Origin of the sequence: Thiomicrospira microaerophila (assembly GCF_000934765.1) — a bacterium.
Lineage (GTDB): Bacteria > Pseudomonadota > Gammaproteobacteria > Thiomicrospirales > Thiomicrospiraceae > Thiomicrospira > Thiomicrospira microaerophila.
In genome coordinates this window covers 1-1,687 of record NZ_JYNN01000098.1, presented here as the reverse complement: position 1 = coordinate 1,687, position 1,687 = coordinate 1, and the positions used below count along the sequence as shown (strand labels likewise).

General features: G+C 46.5%; 2 tRNA genes and 2 rRNA genes. All 4 read left to right on the top strand.

The features are described 5' to 3' along the window. Window positions 1–504 (top strand): 16S ribosomal RNA (locus tag NA59_RS12705); the annotation flags it as partial. Window positions 505–573: 69 nt separating this feature from the next. Beyond that, a tRNA-Ala gene (locus NA59_RS12700) sits at window positions 574–649 on the top strand. Between the two features lie 47 nt (window positions 650–696). Beyond that, window positions 697–773: transfer RNA gene (locus NA59_RS12695), tRNA-Ile, on the top strand. 426 nt (window positions 774–1,199) lie between these two features. After that, a 23S ribosomal RNA gene (locus tag NA59_RS12690) occupies window positions 1,200–1,687 on the top strand; the annotation flags it as partial.

Below are 1,687 nucleotides of genomic sequence, written 5' to 3'. Positions count from 1 at the left end.
TGTGAGACAGGTGCTGCATGGCTGTCGTCAGCTCGTGTCGTGAGATGTTGGGTTAAGTCCCGCAACGAGCGCAACCCCTATCATTAGTTGCTACCATTAAGTTGAGAACTCTAATGAGACTGCCGGTGATAAACCGGAGGAAGGCGGGGACGACGTCAAGTCATCATGGCCCTTATGGGATGGGCTACACACGTGCTACAATGGTCGGTACAAACAGTTGCGAAGCCGCGAGGTGGTGCTAATCTGAAAAAACCGATCGTAGTCCGGATTGGAGTCTGCAACTCGACTCCATGAAGTCGGAATCGCTAGTAATCGTGAATCAGAATGTCACGGTGAATACGTTCCCGGGCCTTGTACACACCGCCCGTCACACCATGGGAGTGGGTTGCACCAGAAGTAGCTAGTCTAACCTTCGGGAGGACGGTTACCACGGTGTGATTCATGACTGGGGTGAAGTCGTAACAAGGTAGCCCTATCGGAAGGTGGGGCTGGATCACCTCCTTTAAGAAATAGCAACGGCAAGTCTTTGCGCTTTCACATAAATTGTCTCTGAATTATCTAGAAAAACTTAAAGGGGCTATAGCTCAGCTGGGAGAGCGCCTGCCTTGCACGCAGGAGGTCTGCGGTTCGATCCCGCATAGCTCCACCAATTTAAGCAGGTCGGTGCCAAGCGCGCAAATCAGGCCTAAACAAATTGGGTCTGTAGCTCAGTTGGTTAGAGCGCACCCCTGATAAGGGTGAGGTCGGTGGTTCGAATCCACCCAGACCCACCAATAACAACCGCTCATGTGGTTTTAGTTAGTTAAAAAGCAAATCATATAATGAGATGCGAAAATATAAAAACTAACCAAGAATATATGAGCGGTTCTTATTGCCAAAAAGAGAAGCAGGTGATAGTATTCCGCTTCTCGGTAATAACCGAAGTTCTTTAAAAATTAGGAAGTAATCTCTGCAAAGAGACGTTGTAATGATTGATGAGATCGTTATAACGAATTCAATCTAGTCTCCAACTAGATTGAAGTAATAGGTAATACATGTATCTTGATGAGCAATCTCAAGCGAACATGTCAGCGAAGAATCTTAGTTACGTTGTATGCTCAAAAAGCACGCTTTGATTGAGTTATTTAGCAATAAATAAGTCAATACAAAAGGTCAAAGCCAACGCGTTAGTTTACTAATAAGTTATTTTTGAGTTGTATAGTTAAGTGATTAAGCGTACACGGTGGATGCCTAGGCGGTAGAAGGCGATGAAAGACGTGATAGCCTGCGAAAAGCTCCGGTGAGGTGGCAAATAACCTTTGACCCGGAGATGTCTGAATGGGAAAACCCATCCTTTCGAGGATATCCCTTTATGGGAGGCTAACCCGGGGAACTGAAACATCTAAGTACCCGGAGGAAAAGAAATCAACCGAGATTCCCTAAGTAGCGGCGAGCGAACGGGGACCAGCCCTTAAGCAAAGACTAGGTTAGCAGAATGGTTTGGAAAAGCCAACGATACAAGGTGATAGTCCTGTATGCGAAAACCTTATTTTTGTGAAAACGAGTAGGACGGGACACGTGAAATCCTGTTTGAATATGGGGGGACCACCCTCCAAGGCTAAATACTCTCTACCGACCGATAGTGAACCAGTACCGTGAGGGAAAGGCGAAAAGAACCCCAGAAGGGGAGTGAAATAGAACCTGAAAC